This is a genomic window from Winogradskyella sediminis (assembly GCF_003387355.1).
Lineage (GTDB): Bacteria > Bacteroidota > Bacteroidia > Flavobacteriales > Flavobacteriaceae > Winogradskyella > Winogradskyella sediminis.
In genome coordinates, this window is record NZ_QUNH01000001.1 from 725997 (window position 1) to 751266 (window position 25270).

26 protein-coding genes are annotated in these 25270 nt (G+C 31.5%); all 26 read right to left on the minus strand.

Features of this window, described 5'->3' with window-relative positions; all coding sequences use genetic code 11:
• Positions 1 to 57: 57 nt before the first annotated feature.
• Complete coding sequence (locus C8N41_RS03145; protein WP_211318179.1) at positions 58 to 2271, minus strand: CocE/NonD family hydrolase; 2214 nt, start codon at positions 2269 to 2271, stop codon at positions 58 to 60.
• A gap of 26 nt (positions 2272 to 2297) precedes the next feature.
• Positions 2298 to 2918: a hypothetical protein gene (locus C8N41_RS03150; protein WP_115838185.1), complete on the minus strand. Its 621-nt coding sequence runs from the start codon at positions 2916 to 2918 to the stop codon at positions 2298 to 2300.
• Between the two features lie 118 nt (positions 2919 to 3036).
• Positions 3037 to 3759 (minus strand): LytR/AlgR family response regulator transcription factor, encoded by a 723-nt coding sequence (locus C8N41_RS03155; protein WP_115838186.1) that lies wholly within the window; start codon positions 3757 to 3759, stop codon positions 3037 to 3039.
• Entirely contained in the window at positions 3746 to 4831 is a 1086-nt protein-coding gene (locus C8N41_RS03160) for a sensor histidine kinase (protein ID WP_115838187.1), read from the minus strand. Before C8N41_RS03160 ends, C8N41_RS03155 begins: the two co-directional genes overlap by 14 nt.
• A gap of 402 nt (positions 4832 to 5233) precedes the next feature.
• Positions 5234 to 6133 (minus strand): MBL fold metallo-hydrolase, encoded by a 900-nt coding sequence (locus tag C8N41_RS03165; RefSeq protein WP_115838188.1) that lies wholly within the window; start codon positions 6131 to 6133, stop codon positions 5234 to 5236.
• Positions 6134 to 6278: 145 nt separating this feature from the next.
• Positions 6279 to 7133, minus strand: a complete 855-nt coding sequence (locus tag C8N41_RS03170) for a CPBP family intramembrane glutamic endopeptidase (RefSeq protein WP_115838189.1) — start codon at positions 7131 to 7133, stop codon at positions 6279 to 6281.
• Between the two features lie 92 nt (positions 7134 to 7225).
• A complete protein-coding gene (locus tag C8N41_RS03175; protein WP_115838190.1) occupies positions 7226 to 7792 on the minus strand; it encodes a hypothetical protein in 567 nt (188 codons plus the stop codon).
• A gap of 283 nt (positions 7793 to 8075) precedes the next feature.
• Entirely contained in the window at positions 8076 to 9365 is a 1290-nt protein-coding gene (locus C8N41_RS03180; RefSeq protein ID WP_249033230.1) for an alpha/beta hydrolase, read from the minus strand.
• Between the two features lie 218 nt (positions 9366 to 9583).
• Entirely contained in the window at positions 9584 to 9943 is a 360-nt protein-coding gene (locus C8N41_RS03185) for a cupin domain-containing protein (RefSeq protein WP_092445791.1), read from the minus strand.
• A 147-nt stretch (positions 9944 to 10090) separates the two neighbouring features.
• The gene (locus tag C8N41_RS03190) at positions 10091 to 11041 is read right to left on the minus strand and encodes an alpha/beta fold hydrolase (RefSeq protein WP_115838191.1); all 951 of its coding nucleotides are present in this window, start codon (positions 11039 to 11041) and stop codon (positions 10091 to 10093) included.
• A 1-nt stretch (position 11042) separates the two neighbouring features.
• Positions 11043 to 11903, minus strand: a complete 861-nt coding sequence (locus C8N41_RS03195; RefSeq protein ID WP_115838192.1) for an alpha/beta fold hydrolase — start codon at positions 11901 to 11903, stop codon at positions 11043 to 11045.
• 87 nt (positions 11904 to 11990) lie between these two features.
• Positions 11991 to 13424 carry an amidohydrolase family protein gene (locus C8N41_RS03200; protein ID WP_092445787.1) on the minus strand — a complete coding sequence of 478 codons (1434 nt, stop codon included), beginning with the start codon at positions 13422 to 13424 and terminating at the stop codon, positions 11991 to 11993.
• A 57-nt stretch (positions 13425 to 13481) separates the two neighbouring features.
• Complete coding sequence (locus C8N41_RS03205; protein ID WP_092445785.1) at positions 13482 to 14048, minus strand: DUF4386 domain-containing protein; 567 nt, start codon at positions 14046 to 14048, stop codon at positions 13482 to 13484.
• 112 nt (positions 14049 to 14160) lie between these two features.
• A complete protein-coding gene (gene trpS, locus C8N41_RS03210; protein WP_115838193.1) occupies positions 14161 to 15222 on the minus strand; it encodes a tryptophan--tRNA ligase in 1062 nt (353 codons plus the stop codon).
• A gap of 15 nt (positions 15223 to 15237) precedes the next feature.
• The gene (locus C8N41_RS03215) at positions 15238 to 16200 is read right to left on the minus strand and encodes an NAD(P)-dependent alcohol dehydrogenase (protein WP_115838782.1); all 963 of its coding nucleotides are present in this window, start codon (positions 16198 to 16200) and stop codon (positions 15238 to 15240) included.
• A 74-nt stretch (positions 16201 to 16274) separates the two neighbouring features.
• Positions 16275 to 17060, minus strand: a complete 786-nt coding sequence (locus C8N41_RS03220) for a CPBP family intramembrane glutamic endopeptidase (RefSeq protein WP_115838194.1) — start codon at positions 17058 to 17060, stop codon at positions 16275 to 16277.
• On the minus strand, positions 17047 to 17730 hold the full coding sequence (locus C8N41_RS03225) for a DUF6624 domain-containing protein (RefSeq protein WP_115838195.1): 684 nt from the start codon (positions 17728 to 17730) through the stop codon (positions 17047 to 17049). The genes C8N41_RS03220 and C8N41_RS03225 overlap by 14 nt, the downstream gene beginning before the upstream one ends.
• 104 nt (positions 17731 to 17834) lie before the next feature.
• Positions 17835 to 19148: an amidohydrolase family protein gene (locus C8N41_RS03230; RefSeq protein WP_115838196.1), complete on the minus strand. Its 1314-nt coding sequence runs from the start codon at positions 19146 to 19148 to the stop codon at positions 17835 to 17837.
• Positions 19149 to 19171: 23 nt separating this feature from the next.
• On the minus strand, positions 19172 to 19789 hold the full coding sequence (locus tag C8N41_RS03235) for a hypothetical protein (RefSeq protein WP_249033231.1): 618 nt from the start codon (positions 19787 to 19789) through the stop codon (positions 19172 to 19174).
• A gap of 319 nt (positions 19790 to 20108) precedes the next feature.
• The gene (locus C8N41_RS03240; protein ID WP_115838197.1) at positions 20109 to 21506 is read right to left on the minus strand and encodes an alpha/beta hydrolase family protein; all 1398 of its coding nucleotides are present in this window, start codon (positions 21504 to 21506) and stop codon (positions 20109 to 20111) included.
• A gap of 100 nt (positions 21507 to 21606) precedes the next feature.
• Positions 21607 to 22203 (minus strand): hypothetical protein, encoded by a 597-nt coding sequence (locus tag C8N41_RS03245; protein WP_115838198.1) that lies wholly within the window; start codon positions 22201 to 22203, stop codon positions 21607 to 21609.
• 7 nt (positions 22204 to 22210) lie between these two features.
• Positions 22211 to 22696, minus strand: coding sequence for an RNA polymerase sigma factor (locus tag C8N41_RS03250; protein ID WP_115838199.1), 486 nt, complete (start codon positions 22694 to 22696; stop codon positions 22211 to 22213).
• Positions 22697 to 22781: 85 nt separating this feature from the next.
• Positions 22782 to 23234: a hypothetical protein gene (locus tag C8N41_RS03255; protein ID WP_092445767.1), complete on the minus strand. Its 453-nt coding sequence runs from the start codon at positions 23232 to 23234 to the stop codon at positions 22782 to 22784.
• A gap of 101 nt (positions 23235 to 23335) precedes the next feature.
• The gene (locus C8N41_RS03260) at positions 23336 to 23992 is read right to left on the minus strand and encodes a hypothetical protein (protein WP_115838200.1); all 657 of its coding nucleotides are present in this window, start codon (positions 23990 to 23992) and stop codon (positions 23336 to 23338) included.
• Positions 23976 to 24467, minus strand: a complete 492-nt coding sequence (locus tag C8N41_RS03265) for an RNA polymerase sigma factor (protein ID WP_092445763.1) — start codon at positions 24465 to 24467, stop codon at positions 23976 to 23978. Before C8N41_RS03265 ends, C8N41_RS03260 begins: the two co-directional genes overlap by 17 nt.
• Positions 24468 to 24611: 144 nt before the next feature.
• Positions 24612 to 25181, minus strand: coding sequence for a hypothetical protein (locus C8N41_RS03270; protein WP_092445761.1), 570 nt, complete (start codon positions 25179 to 25181; stop codon positions 24612 to 24614).
• Positions 25182 to 25270 lie beyond the last annotated feature (89 nt).

A 25270-nucleotide genomic window follows, 5' to 3' on the forward strand; every position in this document is an offset into this window, starting at 1 on the left:
AAAGGCACATTTAAACTTTATTTTACTTAAGAGATGAGATTATAACAGGTATTGAAATCAGTTCCAAATTGGCAAAGAAATACTGCTGTTTCCTGTAAAAATTATCTCTAATGGAATTTCAGCATCTTTAATACATTCTTTATTAACATCCTTTCCAGTACCATAATTAATTTGAGCATTATTGTTTTTATTGACATTAACCACCACTACAATGCGACTCCCTTTTTCTAATTTTTTACTGATTAGTTTCGAATTGTCGAAAGATATTTGCGTCTTTTGATTCGGTGTAAGTAAATGTCTGTGTTCACGATTTTTAGAATAACTCGCTCTGCCTATATAATAGCTTAAATGAAAATAGTTCCCTTCAGGTGTTAATTGATATACAATCACAGAATAATCAACATCCTTTTTATTGATTGAAAATTCAAGATTCCCGAAAAAAGAACCGTTGATGATAACTTCTTCTTTTAAAGGTTCAGATTTAAAAATTAACCCATCTTTAAAATTGATATTCTCCTTTTCTAATGGCCAAGGGTAATAGTCTGTGTTGGTCATGTTTTTACGATCTTTAAAATCAACAGACATTTTAATTTCTGAATTATTTGCTTTCGATTTTAAAGCATAAAAATCGTATGTTTTATCAGCACTTAAATGAAAGGTTAAGGTATCATTGGTCATAGCACTTAAAGTTGGTTTGTGCATCCATGTATTGGTGCCCATCACCTGAAAGTTGACTTTATCTTTTAAAATACTGGGTTTTGATTTTCCTTTTAAAATGTAATCAAACCATTGGTAAATTAGATCTTCTTCAATGTTTATCAAAGCAGTGTTATCTAATTTGTAATTTCTTAGGCTTTCTTCGGGTTTGGTTTGGGCAGTCCAATGGTCATATGGTCCAACTAACAAATAATGATTCGGATTTTTTGCATATGTGTGATGTTGATTGTAATAATACATAGCGCCTCGTTGTGAGTCGTCATAATACCCTGTAATTGTTAAAATAGGAATGTCAATTTTAGCAAATTCTTGTTTGTATGGAATCATTTTTTTCCAAAAATCATCATAACTAGGATGTTGCATATAGGTGTTCCATAATGTATTTGTCCGTCCATCTAAACTATCTAACTTGTTAAACGCAACGCCTGTTTTGTACCAGCTATTTTTTAAGGTATTCCAACGCTTAAAATCATTTGAAGCCTCAAAATCTAAAAATTTGTTATTGGTGACATAATAGTTCCATGAATACGAATAATTGTGAAGGACATTATTTTCCATCGGGTAATCAATTCCTGGTGCAATAGCAACCATGGGTACAATGGTTTTTAAAGCTGGATGCACTTTGTGTTTCATAGAAGCCCATTGTGTAAAGCCATTGTAACTACCTCCAACCATGGCTACTTTTTGATTGGACCAGGCTTGTTTACTAATCCAATCGATCACTTCATAGACATCAGTATGTTCATATTCAAGAGGTTTTATGTCGCTTTTACTCAATCTCTTTCCTCTTGTATTGGCAATAACGCCTATATAGCCTTTAGATGCTGATAATATAGCAGAAGCTTCATTGGTGCCTGCGTAAATAGAGGACACTAGTATGGCAGATTTTTTAGCTGTTGAATTTCCCTTTCGTTGAACGACTACCATTGAAACTTCTGCACCATCTTTCATAGGAATGACGATACTATCATTTATGGCATACCTGCGCTTATGATCTTGTTTTATTTCTTCAAAGAAAATGTCTCTGGTTGATGAAAATACAGTGCTTAAAAAATATTTTTTTAATAAGTCTTGAGCTGTAACATTTGAAATTTCTTTAGCGGTAATATTTTTATAGGTATCATTAAAATTAGAAATAAAATAATCAGTTCCATCTCTAAGAATTAATATTTTATCTAAATTAATGACCTGAACATCATTAGATTCTATTAAATAATTTTGATAAGCATCTTTGAATGTTTCTTTAAAGTCATTAGACAATTTCGCTTCTACATAGTGTCGATATAAATCCAAATAGATGCGTTCTTCTTGATGTGTTTCTTTTATTTTTTTTTGAATGGTATGTAATGCATCCTTATAATCACCTCTAATTACTTGGAATTTAAACAGGTCTAATTCTGATAAATTTTGAGTATCACAGATTGAGGCTAATTGCTGCATTTGATTTTCAAGTGCTACTGAATCTGATGGTACCTCCTTTTTAAATGGCAATTCTTGTGCAAAAGAAGTCGTGCTAATCGCGATTAGAAATAATACCAGGACTAATTTTTTCATTGTTTCATTTTTGATAGAAATCTAAACTATTTGGTATTTGGGTCTATGTACTGGATTAACTCTTCATTGTACAAAAAGCCATCTTGAATTTGCGTCATTTTAATAAAGTTTTTTATTTCTGGTGCATACAACCAAACTTCATCCGTTTGTGCGTTGTATCCTCTAGAATTAGAAACTGTTCCCTTGTATTCTATGGTATACGCCATAAAGGTTCCAGCGTCTACTGTTTCTTCTTTGTAGGATAACACTTTTGCATCTTGACTTTGTGTTCCTGTGGTACCATCCTGACTTGTCCAGTTTTTTTCATATCGCCATGTTTTACCAACCTCTAAAGGCCATTTGTATCTTGGTGTTTCGCTTTCTTCTGGCTTTACAATGTCCGAAACTGGAATCGTATCTTTTGCAATGACCATACCTAAACCATCAGCTATATGTACTATTTCTCTTGTATCTTCGCCTTCTGAACGTACTTCGCCTTCAGTGGTTACGCCTTTATACTTCCAAGTCCATTTTTCTCCCACTTTATAATCGGCTAAGGTTGGTTGTTCTGTTACTGAAACAGTGTTTTCATTACAAGATATCAACACTGAAATTAGCACTAGATATACGATTCTTTCTATATTAAATACTGCTTTTAAATACTTCATAATAAGGTTTTTAAATTAATTTCGTACAAAGTAAAGACGTCTGTTTCTATCAAAAAAGGAAAAGTACATGAGCGTAAATAAAAGTCAATGAACGTTAGAAAACTTAGTAATTTTTTCTTTATAAACTATTCCAGTTTTTAAACTTAACAGACTGCCTGCTAGACACTTCTACTTTTTCACCAGTGGTTAATATAATTTGTAATTTATTATTGAAGTAAGGGTGAATCTCTTTGATGTAGTGTATGTTAATCATTTGACTTCGATTCACACGGAAAAAGACTTTAGGGTCTAATTTTTCTGCTAATAAATTTAAAGAACGCTTTATCATTGCTTTATCCGAACCAAAATAAAGACGTGCATAATTTTCTAAAGATTCAATAAAATAAATATCTGTTAGTGGAATAAAATGACATTTTTCACCATCTTTTATAAATATCTTTTGATGCATCGGTAATGTTGTAGGTTCTAATTTTACCCTATTAGAAAGTTCTTCCTTTACCTTTTCAATAGTTTTAGAAAAACGTTCATCTCTTAAAGGTTTTACTAAATAGTCTAAAGCATTCATCTCAAACGCTTTTACAGCATATTGATCATAGGCCGTTGTAAAAACGACGTCAGGCACATTGGTTAGTTCTTCCAGTAAATCAAACCCAGATTTCCCAGGCATATGAATATCTAAAAACAATAGGTCTGGTTGTAAATCTTCAATTAAAGTTATGGCTTCATCTACATGACTAGCCTCGCCTATAATTTCAAACTCTTTATGTTTTTCTAATGCACGTTTTACTTCTTCTCTCGCCAAACGTTCATCATCAATGATTATGGTTTTATATCTTTTCATCGTTTATATGCATTGGAATTATGAGTGCTGCACAGACATGGTTATTTTCAGTCTCTGTTAAACTAAAACCAGCCTTACCTTTATATTGAATTTCTAAGCGTTTTTTTAAATTTTCGAGACCTAATCCAACACTTTTATTTTGATTAATTATTCCAGGATTTTCAACTGTAATATGAATATGGCTATCCTTCTTTTTAATTTTTAAGTAAATAATACCACCATCTACTATTAAATCAATGCCATGTTTAATGGCGTTTTCTATTAATAACTGAATACTTAATGTAGGAATCTTATAATTAATAAGGCTTTCATCAATATTCGTTTTGAGTTGCAGTCGTTCTTCAAAACGCAGCTTTTCTAATTCAATGTAATCATAAACTAAAGCCAATTCATTTTTAATGGGTGTTAAACCGTTGTCTTTTTCATATAATGATGAACGCAACAAATCTGATAATAAATCAATAGCTCTTCTTGCAACGTTTGGGTTTTCGATGACTAATGATTTAATAGAATTTAAAGAGTTGAATAAGAAATGCGGATTTAATTGCGCTGATAAATTATCTAACTGGGCTTGTTTTGCGATTAAGGAAAGTTGCGCATTCTCTCTTGCCGTAACCACTTCTTTTTGATAATAATGATACAAGTGATACGCCAATATCCAAATAGACATTAGTCGCAGTCCTGTCAGTAAAATTGGATCCCAGTACATGATGGCTTCAAAGAAATTTTTATCCTCGCCTGCAATAAAAGTCCAATACGTATACCATTTTAAGTTGTTTATTAACACGTATAGAAGCGCTAACAAAAGGATACTTGGAATAACACGAATAAGTAACTTTTTAATTGGCAACTGACTCCAGTTAGCTTTTAATGCATATATTCTATACATATGTGTTAAGAAAATTCCAATTGCCACATCTAAAACATAATTTGAAAATGTAGAGACAATTCCATAATTATCTCTGGTATATACGGTGTATGCCCAATAAGTTGACACCAAGCACCAGCCCATCAATTGGCAAAGCCAATATAAACGGGTTTTTGATATTTTATTGGTATAACTTAAACTCATATGAACAGCAAAGCAACGTATTTTCTTTAAAAATAGAAAAAAGAAATACATGAGCGCGAATAACAAGCGATAAGCGTTTGTTATTTATTTTAGGAATTTAGGCTATGGAATATTTAAGGTTTGGATTAATTGCTAAAAAAAATACAGATTTAAGACAAGAGAATTTATGACTTAAAGATTGTCTTTCTTCATGATAGTCTCAGTAGAGGATTGCGCTAATTTTTGTATACGGTGTAGACAGGAGATGTTGTTTTATTACCTTAGTTTTTTTATAACTTCTGTACTTACCCAAAAAATATCTACATTTTCAAAATCGTCTGAACCTACATTTCTGCTAAAGAAAAGGTATTTACCGTCTATTGATATACTTACGCAAACTGCACACTGTTAGTGTCAGTATTTTTAATCTACTGGATATATTATAAAGCTATCATGTATTTGTTTTGTCGGTGTATCTCCCAATTTTGTTAGAGCATTTGAAAGTTCTTTTAATGTGAGCACACTTAACGGAAGTTGGTGTTCTTTAGGCTGGTAGATACTTCCCATGGGATAATCAACTCCAGCTGTTTGAGTCATTTCAATGTGATTTCCAAGTATGGTTGAAACCTCATTAATGTCGGTGAATTTTACAAGTCTTTCAATACTCATTTTAAAAGCAATCCAATCATTTATATATAGTCTACCAGGATAAAAAGTGTCTCCAGTCAAGAGAATTTTCGTCGAAGTATCATAAACCGCAATTGAAGACGCTTGGTGTCCAGGAATTGGTATTATTTTCATCATGCGATTTCCTAAATCATAATCTACAACTTCTTCGGGCCAGTTTGCTATCTTAAAAAAATCTTGTACATCGTTAACCTCAAGACCGATTACAGAAGTGTTTGGTTTTCCTTTGAATTGTGCATCGCCAGCATAATGGTCTCCATGCTTATGCGTATGAGCCACAATTAATTCAACTTCTCCATTCTTTTTAGACCAGTCGTTAATAATTGTATTTACAGTTTTATAAAGCGGAAAAATATCATCTTCTTGAGTAGCTCCAGTATCCATTAATAGCGCTTTGTTCTCACCAAAAAACAAAAACATAAAAGGCGCTTCATAATTTGTACACTTATTTTGACGTAAAATATAAGTATGGCTATTGTACTTAACGACCTGAATTGGTGGGTCCATATTATCTTCACAGTTTTCAGAACCATGAATCCAATTTTGAACCTTTAAATCAACAGTGTCTTCGAATGATGGTTGGCATGACAAAATCAAAGTTAGTATTGATAGTAAGATTGTGATTTTTGTTTTCATATGTTGATCTATAATGGCTTTAATGTGATTGTATAAGATTCGTTGCGTGTTTAATCACCTGATTTAACAAACAAATCATAGATAGACACGAGCTCAGCGAACTGGCGAAGCAATTATACACGGTATTAGCCGCTGTGTTTTTCAGTTATAATTTTTCTTTAATTGCTTTTCTCCAAAAGTAAATTCCAAAAACGCAAGTCACAATTGCAAACATAATTCCGTTTTCGCCAAGCCAATGTTCCGTTCCTTCATTTTTAATGGTTAATTCAGGTAATATTTTTTGAATATATACATTGCTTACGGCGTGAAAAATTACTGCTGGCCATAGACTTTTAGATTTAAATGTGTAATACGTCATAATAAAAGACATAGAAATAATTACGATGAAGAATGTTATAAATTCCAATAATACATTATTACTATAGTAAACAAGCAGCGGCCAGTGCCAAGCAGCCCAAATAAATCCACTAAAAATAGATACACCAGTAAAGGAAAGCACCTTTCTCAATTCATAGATAAAAAACCCTCTCCACCCAACTTCTTCTCCTAAAGTTGTTGCTGAGGCTCTTATTACTTCTACAGTACCTATTAAAATAATGGCTATTATTGTTATTGCCGTTGGATTTAATGTTCCTATTCCAAACAAACCAAGTTCTTTTCCCCAGTCTATAATTACTTCTTCATTTGCTAAACTTCCAAATCCGAAACTCCAGATTAGTATATAAGTGATTAACCCACATAAGGCAGGAATGAAATAAGACAATCGGATATATTTCCAATTTCCCCAATTCCAATTTAAAGATGAAATTTTACGCCCTTTTATTTTTAAGGTAATAAATGCGGCAATTGCAGGACACCACATAATTGCTCCAACATATATTCGTGATGGATATAAATTAACTATGGCATAATGGAAAGGTGAAGTAAGAAGAAAAACGATTGAAAGGAATAGAAAGATTGTTTTCCAAGTTTCTTTTCGTTCCGTTGATTTTTTTTGCATTTAAGTTTTTGATTGGTGTGTTAATTAGAGACGATGAATTCGTAGTTTTGTTACATTGTGCCTAATGCGATTGTATAAGATTCGTTACGTGTTTAAGCACCTGTTTTTCTGTTTAATATTTTAATTCCAAGTGTTATTAAGATTATTATTAATGCAATAAAAAATATACTTGTTGAAATGCTTTTTATAACTGAAAATATGTTAATCGTTTCTACTGAAATCTCTGTCAAATCAGGATAGCTTTTTAACATTGTAATAATCCCGATATTTTCCAAATAATCTGCAATTCCGGCAATTATCGGAATTACGCAGAGATAAATATATGGAGAATTTAATTTGTTTAATTTTTTCAAGAAATAACCCAAAAGCAGACAGTAAGAAAGTCCGAATAGCAGTGGGTAAATCATATCAACAGGTATTTGATTGGTCAGATACGTCAAACGGCCATTTTCTCCAAGCGAAATGAATAATTCATTGACATATTTCAAATCATATCCTGTGGGCATCATATCCAATAATTTCATTCCGTTAGAGAATTCCATTGTTTTGGGAATGGTGACTGTCAGCATAAAGGTGTAAACTAGATTGGTCAAGATAAAAAGTCCTAAAACCTTTTTGCCTGAAATATTCTTTTCTATGAATTTTATTAATCGTTTCATTTTTTTCTCAAATAAGTGCGAACGATAAATTGCATGAGTAGTGGTAGATTACGTGGTAGTTTCCTAATAATACTTCTACTTCTACTTTGGTATTACTTAAACCCGCATCATGAATTAGAAAATCTATTACGAACCAAAAATACTGCAAATCAGCCACTTCGTTTCGTTATCTTCTCTAACCATAGCTATGCTATGCTTTTCAAATCTAACATCCTGATTTATTGTGTTTTTGATTCTCATAACAAAGTTCTAATGCATAGGTTATACAAAATGTTAGCCTTTGTTATTTGTTTTTTAGTTCTTGAATTCTGTTTTTATAGTATTCGTCATTACTTAATTCAGCAGCTTTTTGCACAAACCTTAGTGCATTAGTAATATCATTTTGTGCTTCATAATAGTCTGCCATTGAATTATAGGCACTTGCGCTGTTGGGGTAATAATCAATATTCGATTTGAAAAACATAAATGCTTTTTCAGGTTGCCCCACTTCTAAATTCATATAGCCATAGCCACTAAACATTTCCTCAATCATTGGAGGGAAGGGATAACCGAAATGCGTTGAATAGATTTCTTCTTGTTTTTCCAATAGCTTAACCAATTCTTCTACTTTTGTTTCAGGATTATTATATTTTTGCGGAGATTTAAACTGGTACCATTTAAAAAGAAAAATCAATCCATCTCTCATCGTTGGGAGCGGAACAGTACCATGTAAATCTTCATTGTACACCTTCCATGAGAAATTTAATCCATTCTGTTTTTGAGAGGTCGCAAAAGTTGAAAAGTCAATGATTGAACGTGCAAACAAAGTGAATTCTGAAGCGTCGTCCATAATATTATCCATGGTTATTTCTTCATTCCACATATGTAGCTGTTCTGCTGCTAAAGACACATAAAGAGATTTGCCTTTATAACTTTCTAAACTCAGCTTTTCTTTTGCCTCCTTCAATAATTTTTGGTGGTCCCAATCCAAACTTGGATCTATGGCTATATAGTTTTGAAAGAGATGTTTATGATTAACCAGCATATTTATAGTAAACAGTCCTGCATAAGAATGCCCAATTAAGGTACGATAGGTCGTGGTTGGATATTTATTGTCAATGTATGGGATTAGTTCTTTTTCAATACTTTGGGTGAAGTTTTCCGCACCACCAGTTTCTTTATTCATTGCTTGCCCACGCCTCATTTTAATCTGAGAAGTAGTTAAGTCCCGTATCCTGTTAGTTTTGTTAGAAATTCCAATTAGAATCATATGAGGCAAATAATGTCCCCAATAATTATCATAAATTTCTTCTAAATTTTCTCTCAGAGAAAATCCATCTAATAAATAAACAACAGGATATTTTACACTACTATTTGGGTTATAATTATCAGGGAATTTAACCCAAAACTTTCGATATTCTTTGAATACCTCTGAATAAACAGAATCAATAATTTCTGTTTGAAATTCACTCGATTGATTCAACTTCGATTGTGCCGATATTTCTTGAAAGACAATAAGGAGTCCTATTGTCAATACTATTTTTAATCCTTTGGTCATGTAATTGTCTTTAACCCTTCTTATTTTGGCTTTCATAATTGATATTAATGTGTTAGTGCGATGTATAAATTTTTTTCATAACGTTAAACCTAAAGCTAAAATATTCATATTTTGATTTGAAAAATATGAAAAGCGATATATAACAGAATTTTATAAGGAATTAGCAATTTTAGCTTGTTGAATAACATACCTCATATCTAACTTGTAAGTCGAGTCGTGTTTCAGGGTTATGTAATCCAAATTAAACTGAAAAATCAATCTAATTGATATTTAATAGATTTTGTAATCTCATGAGTTACATTTCCTGTATGCAAAGCTGATTTATTTTCAATAAGCATTAAATGGCATTCCTTTTTAGAACTGACTTTATGATTAATTCCTTTTTTTACAATGAACAAATCCCCTTTTTTCATTGTAAATGGTTCTTGGTTTTCTATTTCAAAAACAAGACTTCCTTTAAGCACATAAAATAATTCATCTTCATTTTTATGGTGATGCCAAGGCACTTTGTTTCCCTGTATTTTTACAAGTTTTATAAAAACATCATTTACTTCACCTATTATTTTAGGAGAATAATAGTCTTTTATGGTTTTAAGTTGATCGTTTATATTCATAATATAAAATATTGAAGTTATTGAAGAGAGACTTATTAATGAGTTTACATTTATAAAATAGATTCAAAAATTAATGCTTGTTTTATAGTCTCTAGCAAATTCTGATCCCTCTCTATAAAATTACCATTCTTGTTCCTACTTCTTTTTTTAACTATTAAATTCTGCCAACCATTTTAAAATTGATTGATTTGTTTCTTGTGGTAATTCCTGTTGAATGTGATGGCCACAATCTAAACTAATCACATCTAAATTCGGAACAAAATCCTGTAGCCTTTCAAATTTTGGTATCATATCTAGATTACCATAAATCATAAGTGTAGGCTGTTTGATGATTGGGTTAATATCTGCTAATAAGTGCCAGTTCCGGTCGAGGTTTCTATACCAATTAATAGCGCCATTAAATCCGGAATTGTTAAAGGCCTTTACAAAAACAGACAAATCATCGTCGTTCATAATAGGATCACCAAGAGGCTTTACTGCTTTTGCAAGATTTATCATTAACATTCCTGGCTCTGGTGGTGCAAGAGGTACATTCTTACGAAATAAATTACGAAGAAAATTTTCTGTATGGTTTTCTAATACAGCATCTGCAACTCCTGGGTGTTTATTAAAATGAACAAAATAGAAATCGTCTCCAAAAAACGCTTCCATCAACTCAATCCATGGTTTTTTGCCGCGTTCTTGATAAGGCAATGCAAGATTTATGACTTTATTGACACGCTCTGGATGTAAGAGTGCAAGGTTCCATACTACATTTGCACCCCAATCATGACCCACAAAAACAGCATCTTTGTAGTTGTAATAATCAAGTAAAGCCACCAAATCACTTGTTAAATGGGTGATATCATATGCTGTTACGTCTTTAGGGCATGATGAATTGCCATATCCTCTTTGATTTGGAACAATGACATGATAACCAGCTTTAGCAAGTGCTGGGATTTGATAACGCCATGAAAAGGCATGTTCGGGAAAACCATGACAAAAGACAATTGGATTACCAATATTTTCTTTACCTGCTTCAAATACTTCTAACTCAATTCCATTTATTGAAATTATATTTGGATTAGGGAATTCTAAAGATTTTATTTCTGCTATCATTTTAGTATCCGTTTTTATCAATAATTAAATCCTCTATTTTTTTGAAATTCTTTGAACTTGGTACGTGTTTAGCATCTTCAATCAAAACAACGTCTTCTATAGAAGAAAATATTCGTTTGGCTCTCTTAATCAATTTTCTACCAGGAAACATAATATCGTTTTCACAGGCGAAAATAGTAATAGGTGTTTCTATTTGTTGAGCAGATTTTTTAGCTATTACAGGTAATGGTGAAAAGTCCATATTACAATTTTGAAAAGTGGTTCCCATAAACTGGATGGCAAAATCATCAGCTTCACTAAAAAGAACTTTTATGACTTTTTTTAGATAGTCATCATTACCCGTTTTTATGAATTTCTTTAAAGGAATAAACATCTTAAATAAGCCTACAAAAGGATTACCATTTACGATGTAAACTGGCGCTATTAAAAAAACGTGTTTTATGAGTCTTTGGTTAAATTCTAAAGTCTTGAGAGAAATAAAGCCTCCAAATGAAAATCCAACTAAAGTAACGTCTTTTAAGCCTAGTAAAATAATAACTTCCGTTAACCATTCTCCATAATCTAGAGACTTCATATCTAACCTGTTTTCAGCACTTTTATTAGGTTGCGCAAGCACGTCTATGGCGTAAACACAGTATGTTGAGGATAAATTAGGGAATGATTCTAAAATTAGAGGGGAGCAACCACCTGTACCATGAATAAGGAGTAGTGGTGTTTTTTTTACGTTTCCTGTAATAATAACATTTGTAACGCCAAACTTTGTTTCCACCGATTCCTCGGAATATTCAATATTGAGCTCATTTAACTTCTGGTTGTAAAGGGATAAAATTTTGTCTTTTCCTTCTTTTGATTTGAAAAACATATACTGTTCGTTTTTTGATTGATGATTGTAATTCTTTCTTTAAAAGATATGTGGCTATTTTTAATTTAATACTTTTTAGCCTAAATTTTATTTTTCAATGATTAAGTTTTCTAAATACCTAAGCGCAGTAGCTATTAGGTTCTTTCGGTTTTTAGCCTTTTCATTAAAAGAATCTAAAGTTTCTCTATTTAATTTTCGTCCTTTTACAAAAACAAAGTTGGGATTTTGTAGTGACGACAGCTCCTCAAGCGGATTTTTATCTACTAATATCAAGTTAGCAATTTTGCCTTCTTCTATAGTTCCTAGTTGCTTCATCATTGTATGCGCTTGAGAGGCATTTACAGTAGCTGTTTTCAAAACTTCGTAATTAGAAAGTCCAGCCTCTTTGTAAAAATTCAGTTCTTTATGAATTGAAATACCTGGAAGTGTAACCCCAATTCCTGCATCAGTTCCACAAATTATAGGCACACCCGCTTCATGTAGTTTTTTAACAATGGTCATGTGAAAATCGTGCTGTTTTTTTATCCGCTCAATTGTCGAAGGGTCTTCTTGCTTGGCATTATACCAACGCTCAAATTGTCTTTTGCTATCGTCCATTATAATGAGTGGATTCATATATTTCAATGGCTCTGAATCTAAAATGTCATCATTCATCATCATTTGATAGATATTGTTGAAGACCGTAAGTGTAGGACTATAACTTGTATGTTTAGACGCTGAAATAGAGTCAATAACAAATTGAAGCTTAGGGATGTCTAAATCAAACTGTAAAGGTTGCTGGACAATTTCTTCAGCATGTTCAATGGATTTGATTTTTGGATGTAAATGATATGAAAATGGTACTTTTTGAGAAGGGTGAGCAATAATATCTATTTCAGAAACCTTAGCTTGTTCAATAACAGCATCAAAAATCGCTTTATCTAATCCATAATACGTTTTGATGAAGTCGTAACCTCTGTCTTTATATGAAATCACCTTGTTTTTAGCTTCACTCGGATTACTTAGATTTAAATTGTCATCACCAATAAATTCTGAGCCCGTTAATTTTGGGCCTGTAGTAAAAAACGATGGTGAAAAAATATTGTCTTCCTTGACATCTTCTTTAATTCTTAAATGCATAGGCATACCCCAAAGATTTCTAACTGCTGTTACTCCGTTGGACAAGTATAGTCCGAGTTCATATCTATCCCACACATGAACGTGCATATCGATAAGACCTGGTGTTAGATATTTGTTCTCAGCATCAAAAACTTGAATTCCATTGACCTTGATTGTATCTGCAATCCTTTGAATAATCCCCTCTTTTATATACACCATTTTATTTGCTAAAACAGTATCTTGGTTCATTGGAATGATATTGACATTCTTAATGAGGTAAGAATTATTGGATGCTGATTCATTCTTATTGATCTCTAGATAATTAGTTTCTGATGAATCAATCCAAAGTATAATGATTCCTAGTAGCACAAGTAAGCCGATGATAGCGAAGACAATTTTTAAAAGTCGTTTTACTATTTTCATTTGTATAAATTTAAACAACGGACTATATCTCGTAGAGATACTTAGTTGTTGCGGTTTTTATTTTTGATTTTGTTCCTTTCTCATGATTAACCAAATAGCAAAAGTTACTTCCCAGAATCCTGCCAATATTAGTAAGTACATACTCCATTCTCTGCCAAACAACTCCATTAAAAAGCCAAAGGCCATAACAGTGTATCCAATAAGCCCACATAAAGCCAGCCATTTTGGTAAAAAATTGTGCTTGTAGTATATATAACACATTGGGATACTACCAATTCCTAAAAAAAGCATTGCAATAAAATAACCAAAGTCTAAAGAAATATTGACCGCAGGAATTAGGTTTAAAAGAATACTACTAAGTGCTAATGCTTCGATTACTCTTGACAAGAAGTAAGTGTTTCCTATTAATAGATTACCCTTGATTATGGTTTTTCTCAGAAAGAAACCAATAAACAATACGACAATTGAATTTATGAAGATTAGTACAGAACCTATGTGTTTTTGGATCTCTAACTCACTTTCAAATAAACTTCGCCCAATACCATAAAATAAAAAAGCCAAAAGGAATAAAACACCAATAACTCTTGATTTTATAAATTGGGTTGTTTTGCTATACTTTTTCATTTGATAATTTCTTGATTTATTTGTCGAAATTCCATTTAAAATCAAATCTGCTCTTTCAAAACAAAAAGATTGAATCGTGTCCGATTTTAGTTCTTTGCTGGATGTAGTCCTATTATATTTTCATATTCATCGCCTCAGTGACTTCACTCAACGTTTCAATAGCTGTTTCTCTCGCTTTACTTATACCTTTAAGAAAAATATCTCTGACATAGTCTTTATTTTTTTCAAGCTCTATTCTTTTTTTTCTAATAGGCTCAAAATATGTGTTTATTGCTTCTGCTGTTAACTCTTTAAGTTTTCCTGAACCTTGGTCGCCAATTTTATCAGCAATATCTGTTGGACTTTTATCTGAACATAAGGAAGCTAACTTAAGTAAGTTGGAAACCTCTGGTCTGTTTTCGGGGTCGTAAGATATGTAACGACTTGAATCAGTTTTGGCAGATTTTATTAGTTTTGCTGTTTCGTCTGCTGTTGACTTTATCATAATTGAATTGTTGCGACTTTTACTCATTTTTTGAATACCGTCTAACCCAAGAATAGTAGGGGTATCAGTAAAAAATGCAACTGGTTCGGTAAAAATATTTTTATTGAATTTGGTATTAAAGCGCTTTGCAATTTTCCGAGTTAATTCTATATGGGGAAGTTGATCTTTTCCAACAGGAACCACATTACTTTTACAAAACAAAATGTCAGCAGCTTGATGAACGGGATAGATATACATTCCTGCATTAATATTACTCAGTCCTGAAGCAGTAATTTCTTCTTTAACAGTTGGGTTTTTGTTTAATTCTGAACTGGAAACTAATGTCAGAAATGGAATAGTTAGTTGATTTAATTCAGGAATATGACTATGTGGAAAAATATGAGTTTTATAATTTTCAGGGTCTAATCCACAGGCTAAATAGTCTAAAGTTAGTTCATAGGTGAATTTTGAAATTTCATTAAAAACATTTCTATCTGTCAACACTTGATAATCAGCAATTAAAATATAAGTCTCAATTCCTAAGCTTTGTAATTTTAATCGGTTTATAATTGAGCCAAAATAGTGTCCAAGATGCAAATTACCTGTAGGTCTATCTCCCGTTAATACGCGGTACTTTTGAGGATTCTTATACAAATCATTTTCTAATAACTTGCTTTGCTCTTTTGCTTTTTCAAAACTTTTGTTTTTCATGTATAGATTAATGATTTATGGATTGATGATAACTACATTACCTACTTTACGACCTGTATCAAGATGTTGATGTGCATATCTTATATCCATAAGGTGATATTTTTTGTCGATATGTGTATGCAATTTTCCTTGTTTAAAGAAATTTACTAAATCGTTTAATAAACGTTTTAAATCTTCGGTCTTCTTTATACCAGTAGCCTCAAACTTTACTTTTTTTGGATGCCGTAACATTTGCCATAGTAATCCAACACGTAATACAGGTGTCATAAAAATACCATTTGCTTTTAATACATTTTTAGTGTTGCTATAAGAAAGCTTACCAACAGTATCGTATACTACATCATATTTACTTTGCAGCTCATTCACTTTTATTATAGTATAATCTAATACCTCGTCTGCACCTAACGATAGTACAAAATCAATATTTTTAGTGCTGCAAACACCTGTAACTTTTGCACCCATTATTTTTGCCAATTGTACTGCAGCTGAACCTAAACTACCAGAAGCTCCATTAATTAAAACATGCTGACCTTTTTTAAGTTTGGCATGCTCCTTTAAGAAGTTATATGAGGTTAAAAAACCATCACAAATTGGTGCTGCTTCTATATGAGAAATATTCTTTGGTTTATTTTCTAGAAGTTCATTTTCGCTCATACATAGGAAATCCGAATTACTACCAGTACTAAATAGTTTTTCTCCAAAAACTTCATCACCTACTTTAAATTTTGTGATTTGCGAACCTATAGCTTTTACAACACCTGAAAAACCAGTTCCTAAAGCTGTGTTTTTTGGCTTAAATAAACCTAAAAACAATCTGCCAAATTTTGGTATACCTTGGCGCATCATTGTATCTGCTCTAGTTACAGAAGAGGCTTTAATTTTTATTAAAACCTCATTGGATTTGGGTGAGGGAATTTCAACATCAACTATCTGAATAACCTCTGGCGAACCGTATTTTGTATAAATTGCTGCTTTCATAATTATTGTATTTTTAGCAAAGTTGATTTTAATTGAATTAATAAAGGTTTGTGTTTTATAAGCGGACACAATTTCTATAAATAGGGTGAGCCAACCACATGAAAAACCAAATCCCAAACAACATGAACAATTATAGCAACTAATAAACCACGTCTCCAATATACCCAACCAAAGAAAGACCCTGTAATAAAATTGCCAATCATAGTAGTGCTAACAGTTACAAAAGTGAGATTTGAAAAGTTTTTTGATAATGGTAAGTGGATTAAACCAAAACATATTGCCGTAATAATTATACCTATCCAAACTACGATTGTTGAGGGTTTAAATTCCTTTTTAAAAAATTGAATTATTGCTATAATTAGAGACATTAATCCTAATCGGAACATAATTTCTTCTGTAATACCAGCAGAAAATGATACGATAGCATAAAATAGTTTAGAAGGTCTTTCAATAATACTCGTTACAGGATAGTGAGCCCTAACTAATTTATGAATAAAAAGTATTACCAGTGCTAAACACACGCTAAGACCGATAGAATATAAAAGTTTTTTAGTGAAAAATGGATATTTTATTTTTTCACTATTTGAAAAAAAACTTTCTACTACAGGTGCTCCCAACTTTGCTTTTCTTGATAACCATAAGCCAACAAAAACTAAAATTGAACCTAAAATAAGGCCATATATTCCTGTTTGTACAATCTCAGTAGTTACTGAACCTGATAGTTTTACTTGAGTATTACCAGCTTCAATTTTTAATCGTTTTAATTCTCTACTAAATGGAATGTTTAGAAGCGTGCCAATTATAAATAAAGCAACTATAACACTCGCTGTTTTAACACGCGTATAATTATTTATTTCCATTTTGCTTTGCTAATTTAAATGCTTCTGTTCGCTTAATCTGCTCTTCTAAATTCCATTCTAAATCTACGCGTTTACGTTTTAAGAATTCTGATATTGTTTCCATACCCATTTCCGCTCTTCTTTTCTCTAAATTTTTTGGGTCTTTAATTGGCCAAAAATTAAAACTTTTAGTTTCTGGATAGTATTTCATTTGTCCGCCATAAATTTGAAGTTCATTTTTATCGGTTGCTATCCTATCTACTGCCCTAACTAAAAAACGCGCTGACAATTCTTTGTCCTTAACCGCTTTTCGCATTAGGGGCAAGTATTTTTCGCGTACTTCTAAACTAGAATGTTGCAATACATTACAAATAGTTAAGTTACCCTGTTCACCAATTATTTTTTTACTAGGCCAACCCATAGAATCTAAGATTTGCATAACTTTTGTCTCGTTTATGTCATGATTTTTGTGATAAATCTCATTTTGTGTTTTAAAAGCCTCTGATTCAAAACCTTGTGTTCTACCAATAGAATCTCGTAATCTTATTGGAAGCTGTTCAGCTTTCCAGATTGTATCTAAAACGGCAATTAGATTTACTGGTGACTCCTTTTTTATTGATGCCTTTTTAGGCTTGGATGAATTAGTACATCCCACTACTATTACTAAACTGATTATAAAAATATATTTCATTATTTCATTAGTTTTTTGAACTGTTACATCATCTAATAAATTCCTTTGAATTTTTGTTTTTTAAATTCAGAAGTCATTAATTATACCAGTCATTGCAGCTCGTTTTACTTGTTAGAACTTTCAACTTCATATAATAGGTTATCTAATTTTTCTCTATCAAACCATTGTCCCTTAATCATTACTCCAGATATAGTTCTAGTATTACTAATATTTTCTAATGGATTTTTATCTAATAAAACTAAATCGGCTAATTTTCCTTCAGAAATAGTTCCGCTTTGAGAGATTGCATTAAAATACCTAGCAGGAACTACTGTTGCTGTTTTAAGTGTTTCGTAGTTTGAAAGGCCTGAGTTTTGTATTAATTCTAACTCATGATGCAAAGAAAAACCAGGTAGGAATAAACCATAGGTGTCGCTTCCGGCCATTAATGGTATACCTTGTTTATGAAGTAGTAATGTAAATTTCTTTTGCCACTCTAATTCATTTTCAAGTCGGATTAACGACTCTTTATCTGTAAACCATGAATGTTTTCTGTAATTAATGCTATCTGATTTCCAATAATCTGAATAATGTTTTGGTAGATATTTAATGTTTTTGTTGCTATTCAATAACTTTGATTTCTCTTTATCGGCATACCTACTTATCATTTCAAAAATTCCAAGCGTAGGCGACACATAAATACCACTTGTTTTAATTTCTTTTGCTGCTTTTTGTAGATAGGCAATAGAGTTTCTTTCCTCTTTTGAAAAAATATTCATAAACTCTTCAACATGCGCAATAGATTTAATTCTCAAAGAAAATTCTAATGGTAATTCTCTTTGTCCGTGACCAACAATTTCAATATTTTCTTTTTTTGCTGTTTCTAATAATTTCAGATAAATATCTTTTGGAAGATTATCGGCAATTTTTAAGTAATCATAACCCCTTTTTTTATGATACCGTACAATGACATCAACAGAATCAATATGCTTAAAATCATGTCGCTTTAGATAAGGTCCGGTTGAATAATAATGAGGGGACAAAATAGTATTACTCTGTGCAAGTTCTCTTATTTTTATATGGTTCTGCCCCTTGTATTCTGCCATATTTCTTGCAGAAGTGATTCCGTTAGCAATTAAAAGTTTGAATTCATTTTCAATATTATTTTGTAGATGGTAATGCGTTTCTACTAATCCAGGAATTAAATATTTGCCTGAAGCATCTATTGTAATATCAATATGATTGGTTATCGTTTTAGATACTGGTTCTATTTTCAGTATTTTACTATTCGCAATAATTACTCTTTGATTAGTAATTAATGTATCAATATTCATAGGAATTACATTTACGTTCTCAAAAGAAATTATTTTAGTTTGAGCTATGATAGTAGAACATAATAGTAGAATACATAGTAATAGATGGTTTTTTAGTGATTTCATTTTGCTAATTATTTATATTTGTCTTAAAGCCAGCTAAACCCTAATCCTATATTAAAAATTACTGCATCTCTATGGTCATCTCCATCTAAATTTGCACGACCAAGCACTAATTTAGACTGCACATTAAGTGCGAAATTTTTCTTTTTATAAATCTCGTAACCTGTACTTGCCATAACAGCACAACCAAAGTTCCAATCGTCATTTACATCGTCTTTAATATCATATAGTGCTGGCGCATCAATTGCTAAACCAATTCCTCCATGAATCCACCAACGGTCTTTTACCCAATATTGTAACGATGGAATAAAACCTCCGAAATGTCTGTCATTATCCTGAAATTCATAAATGTTTCCTGGTATTGCGGCAGTAATGGCAAGTTTTTCGTTTAACATGTAACCTAATTTTAAATCTGGAAAACTGAATGCGCCTTGCGATTTGTCAAACGTTTGAATACCTGCACTATCTTCTAAACTGATGAGACCTCCTCCTACTGAAAATTCAATAATAAATCCTTCTCGCTCTGTTGAGGTTTCTGGATTTGTGTTTTGTGCGTATGTTATATTTGATACTAATGCAAAAGCTACGCAAGCCATTTTTAATAAAGTTTGTTTTTTGATTGTTTTCATTTTAATTGATGTCATAATTGCTCGTTTTTTGATTAATGAATATGATTGATGTATTTTTTGAATTTTGTAAGGAGCAAAGAGTGTTATTTCTTATTCTTTGATTTTTATTGTTAATCGCACAATTTTAATTTTTACAAAGATCTGTTAATAGGTGATTTACTTCTAAATCCTTATGTAGCCTTAAGTATAAAGTTTCATGATTAATTGAAAATTATGACGCAGGTATATAAATTATGATGCAAAAAGGGGTTTTATCAAACTAAAGCTCCTTGCTACACTTTCCAAATATATAGAGTAGGATTAGTGTTTGTTTTTAGTTTATATATGTAATAATTTACCTTATATGCTCTAAAATCCAATTAGAAATTTCTTTTAAAGCAATTGGAGAAAACGTTTGTTCTATTTTTCGATATTCATCCATCTTTCCTGTTTCGCACTCTTGAAAGAAGTGATTTAAATTTTCTAATTCTACTATTTTATAATCTTGATTACCACCTTTAGTCAAAGCTTGACGTATTCCATTTTGATTTATTTTGGCGTTAACTTGTGTGTCTTTGCTACCATTTAAAGACAATACAGGGATTTGTAATTTTTCAATTTCATCAGCTGGATTGTATTGTAAAAAGTAACGTGACCAAGGTTTAATACTGGTGTTTACTTGACTATCTATAAATGCATTTATATTTTCCTTTGGCACATTTAAATTGCTTAATATTGGTCTTAAAAAATTGTTATAGTGCGCTGTTAATTTTGTTTTAATTTCTTCTTCACTTTTATCAGAGGTAACAATAGCAATGGCTTTTCTTGAATTTTCCTCAAACGCTTTTTCGTCTTTCACCGGAAATTGACGTAACGTTTTAGATTGCATTACCGATAATTCTGTACCAGAAATTCCAGTAGAAGCAAGCAAGACCATAAAGGCAACATCGTTTGTATTATTAGCAGCTAATGGTGCAATGATACCACCTTCACTATGTCCAATTAAACCAATATTCTTTTGGTCTATTTCTTTTCTAGTTTTTAAGAAAGCGATGGCGCTTAGTACATCTTTAGAAAAATCCTCTGTGGTTGCACTACCAAAATCGCCAGTAGATGCTCCTTGACCACGGTCATCGAAACGCAATACACCAATACCTTGCTTTGTAAGATGATCTGCCAGAACTAAAAAGGGTTTGTGACCCATGAAGGTTTCATCCCTGTCCTGCGGACCACTTCCGCTAATTAAAATTGCTACTGGAAATATGCCGTTTTTATTAGGTAACGTTAAGGTACCAGCCAAGGTTATATTTGCTTCGTTATTTTTAAACATTACCTCTTCTTCATAGTAAGGGTAGGGTTTTACAGGTTCTTGTGGTCTACGTTGGTCTGCAATCTTTACAGCACCTTTTTTTAAATTTAGTAGCATTTCTATTCCACCTTCCTTGTAAGTCCCTTCAAATTCTTGCAATTCTGAATTGAAGTTTGCTATATAGGACATTCCTAAATTTGAACCATCAATTGTTAGCTTTCCGTTTGTAAACGTTGTAACTGATGGTTTCATACCTGAAATTCTGAACGTTGGTACATTCATTACAGATGAATAGTTTGCGCCTTCTTTTTTAATATTAAATACAAAAGTGATTTCCTTATCTCCTCTTTTGGCTTTTCCGCTCCATTCCCCAGATATATCTTGAGAATATAAGTTTACTATTGATAGTATAAATACGATTATAAATGTTGAAATAATTTTCATTTTAGGTTGTTTGTTTCTTGTCGAGTACTATTCGACTATTAATTTTTAAAAAATTATAGATTTGTTTGCTATTAAAAGATGATGATGATAATAAAAAAGATTATGATTCTAATTCCTTTAGTATATCGTTTGCCGAATTAGTTGCTTTCTTATATTTTTTTAGAACCCACTGTGAGAATATAAACAAGACCCCAATTCCAGAAGGCACCAGCCAGTTCAGTTTTTCTGAAATGGTAAATACATCAATGCCTTTCATGATTTTGCCAAATACAATAATCAAAGCTATAAGCACCAGAAAACTTGCGTAAAAGCTTATTTTTTGAATTTTCATAAACCTGGCTTTTTCTTTAGCATATGCTTCAACAGTTTCTTTAAACGTGCTTTTAGATATGTGCACAGACTTCATTTTCTGAATTGACTTTAAAGACAATACAGGCAATACCAAACAAGTGATGATTGCAATCATACCTGTAAGTTGTAAATACCACATATTTAATGAGTAAAAATTACTAATAATATAAATTACAGCAGCAAAACAGATGAATGCAGTTATTGATTCTGGAATTGAGATAGATCGCATTTTAGTATCAAAGCGTTCTTTGGTCATGTCCTTAATTAATTGATCTGTCAATACTTTTTGTTGGTCAACTTTCTGACTCATATCCTCCCATAAAGATTTTATTTCTTCAAGTTCCATATTAATGTTATTTATTAATTTGTGATTTTAATTTGTTTTTTATTCTGGCTAAACGTGTCCCAATATTGGTCACTGTAAAGCCTGTGATGGTAGCAATTTCGTCATAGTTTTTTCCTTCTAAATGAAGCAGTATGATTCCTTTTTCTACAATACTAAGTTTTTTTATATGCGCATATAAAAGTGTAATTCGTTCTTCCATAGCTGTATCCACCTGATCGATTTTATTCAAAAGAAAATTGTCTATGGATACTCGAGTTCCTTTTCTCTTTTCTTTTTTTAAATTGCTGATTGCAGTATTTAGTGCAACACGATACATCCAAGTGCTAATTTTAGAGGTGGCTTTAAAAGAAGGGTAAGATTTCCAAAGTTGATATACAATGTCTTGATATACATCTTTTTGATCTTCGGTACTATTGGTATAAAGCCTTGCCACTTTATAAATAATGCCTTCATTCTCTTTGATAGCTCTTATAAATTCTCTTTTTGTATACATCTAAAGATTAATTACACTCTATTAGTATTTGAAGTATTCAAAAAATCACAAAAAAATATTTTTATTTTAGGTGTATAAATCATCCTTAAAGCATATTTCCAAATTCTTTAGCTTGAGCATCTTTGCCACGACCCATTATAGAACCTATTACCATTCCTCCAATTAATCCTAGAGAAATGCCTAACGAACGTTCTAGATTTGATAAAATTGCAACTCCAAAAAGCAGACCAAAGACTAACCCTAAGCTACCATATAAACGAGCGTAATGCCCTTTGGTAGTTAAGTATAATGTCTCCTTTAAATATTTTTTAAATTTATTTAGTGCTTGTTTAAGGTGTTTTTTTCTATTTTCTAAATTTGATTTTAAATTTAAACGCTCAAGCTCTGTTTCTATAGACCGAATTTCATCAGTGGTGAATGTTCTGTTTTCTAATTTTTTAAGAATTTCAATAAATTCATTGTAAACTTTAATTTCAGATTTTTTAGAGGATTCAGCCTTTAGACTTTCAAAAAAGTTAATGGTATTTTTAAGTGTCATAATTTTTAGTATTTTATTGGTTAGTGGAAGAACATAAAATTTATTACACTTAAAGTTTATATTCTTTAAATATCGTAATAACGTTCCCTAATTTTGGGCGTTTAACTTCTTAAACTTTCTATATCAGTCATCAATTCTCCTAGTTTTTTGAATATTCTTCCATAGACTAGTTTTAAATCCCATTTATAAATTTGACCGCCAAAAAGGGCTAGTAAACCAATTATTATTAATGCTATAACGATTCCTATTGCGGGAATTCCAAATACGAGATACGTTTCGGGAAAACCAGTAAGTATTTTACTAACAAGTCTTTCTCCCAAGGGCTCACCTTCGGCATCTTTAAACCAAAAGCCTAAAACCAATGACATGAATATAATTGGGTACAAAAATTTTGAAAATCTTTTATTGATGGAAATCTGCTTATTTATCCATTGGTTAAATGCTTTTAAGTATTGATAACTGCTAATGCCAATATCAATTTTCTCTAAATCATTTAATAACTTTTTATTAATAACAACAAGAGCTGAAAGGGTAACAAAAAATATGATACCAGTTATGGGAATGCCTACAAAAAATGAGATAAATAAAAAAGCAAATGAGAATACGACAATAGCAATCAAATTTATTTTAAACATTCTTTTAAATTTATCAATAATATGAATTGATTTTTGGTTGTATAGGTTGTTTATTTTTGGTGCTACTAATGCATCGCTTTCTACAAAACCTTCTCTCCATATGTTTTCAATTGATTTTTCCATCTAGTATTTTTTTTAATCTAATTTTAATTCTTCTAACACGGACACCAATATTATTGGGATTTGTTCCTATAATTTCAGCAATTTCCTTTTGTGATTTTTCTTCTAAATAAAGCATGATAACGGCTCTATCTATTTCCGATAGTTTTCTTATAGCATCATATAATAAATTTAGAGATTCATTTGGAAAAGCGTAGTTGTTTTCGGTTTCTTCAGCAGTTATAGAATCAGATACAAAATGTTGAACATTATTTTTTTTCTTCTTAAGTAATGTTAAACAGACGTTTAATGAAATGCGATATATCCACGTACTCCATTGTGATTCTTCGCGAAAGTTGTCTTTGCTTCTCCAAATTTGTAAACATACTTCTTGGTAATAATCTTCAAAATCTTCTTGCGAGTTAGTATACGCTCGACATAATTTGATAATTATTCCTGCAAATGGTAAAATGGATGATTTATAAAAATCGCTACTCAAGAGTGATGTTTTACTGGTTAGTGTCTTAAATTACGAATTATTACAGGCTAATGATTTATTTATAAAAAATAATTTATTTTTTGGGTCTGAATTAAGCACCATATTTGACGTATCCTTAATACTGTAGTTTAGCTGTTAATTTAGCTAAAATCTATAGCCTATTCTCAAGTGCATATTTAATTCCATTTCACTTTTGTTCTTTACGTAACCAGCGCGTTTAGCAAATGTGTAACTAAATCCTGCTCCAAGACCTGCTTCAAAATCAAAATGTCTCCCTATATGTCGTCTAATTCCCCAAGTGGGTATAATGGAAAAATCACTTACAATAGGAGCATTGTCTGTATTGAACAAGACAAACCAATCTGGATGATAACCCATTTTTAAAGCAATAAAATTGCCACTATTTCCATCAATCCTTTTTGAGTTTTCAGAGCGTTTTTTGAGATTGTAATAGAATCTTGGCTCCACAACTATAACAGGTGTTAGTAGAAATGGAGAATCATAATCGTCATAAAAAGTAGTTTCCCAAACACCAAAATCAAAACCAATCTCTGTTCTCAGTGCCACGGTATTTGATAGTTTTGTTTCATTATATGCCCAGATGCCTAAAACTCCAGTTTGTAATCCGAATGTTGATTTTTCTACACTTGTGTTTTGAGCTTTGGTGATGAGTGTTAGTCCGCACAAAGTCAAAGTAAGTAAAGTTTTCTTCATGATGATGTTTTTTTAATTAATGATGATTATTGATTGATATTTGTATGAAGTTTACCTTCTTGAAAAAGTTGAATTAAATAATAGTTTTA